Origin of the sequence: Mesorhizobium sp. M7A.F.Ca.AU.001.01.1.1 (assembly GCF_004022735.1) — a bacterium.
In the GTDB taxonomy this organism is placed as follows: domain Bacteria; phylum Pseudomonadota; class Alphaproteobacteria; order Rhizobiales; family Rhizobiaceae; genus Mesorhizobium; species Mesorhizobium ciceri.
The window spans coordinates 1-764 of the sequence record NZ_RZPF01001273.1; the positions used below are offsets into that span (position 1 = coordinate 1).

1 protein-coding gene is annotated in these 764 nt (G+C 69.4%); it reads right to left on the minus strand.

Going from position 1 to position 764, the window contains the following annotated elements:
- The coding region (locus EN884_RS37605; protein ID WP_128361210.1) for an alpha/beta fold hydrolase at positions 1-764 on the minus strand (764 nt) is incomplete at both ends.

A 764-nucleotide genomic window follows, 5' to 3' on the forward strand; every position in this document is an offset into this window, starting at 1 on the left:
CTCGATCTGCGGTACATGGCCAACGCCATCGAGAAGATGAACGGCAGTGAAGCCCGGCGCGCGGGCCGCATGGGCGACCGGGATGACGCGATCGAGCCTGCCCCAGATGAGCCGCGTCGGGACGGCGAGTTCGCCAAGCGCGCCCGCGAGATCGAAACCCTGCGTGCCGTCCGGGAACAGGCTTTCGGCCATCGCAGTGAGCGCGTCGCGATTGCCGGTCTTTTCCAGCTGTCTGAGTGCGGCCTGCGCATAACCGACCGGCAGGGCCGAGGGGTCGCCGACCATGACCGCCAGCCATCGCTCAAGCGCCGGGACGGTTGTTGCGCGGGCGAGCCCGGCAAGGAAGCCCGCATTGATCTCGGGGCCGAGCCCGCCAGGGGCAAGGAGTGTGACAGAGCGTACCGTAAAACGGCCCAGTCGTGCGAGCGCCAGAGCCGCCGCGCCGCCGAGCGAATGGCCGACGAGATGGGCATTGCCGACGCCCATCCCCTCCAGCCGGTCGGAGAGGAGGAAGGCGATCTCCTCGATGATGCTTGCAGGTCTTGCCGCTTCCGTACCATGGCCGGGCAAGTCGAGGCTGATCGTCTCGATCCCCGGCCCGAGCAACGGGACAACCTGCCGCCACACGGAGCGATCCGCCCCGAAGCCGTGGATGAGGACCACCGGCACCGTCTGCCGGGCCGGCGCGGCGACAGGCGATGCCTGGACTGCGGCTGGCGCCCGCTGGCCTGCACCGTCCTGTTCGTTCGTGCGAGCGGCAAGGG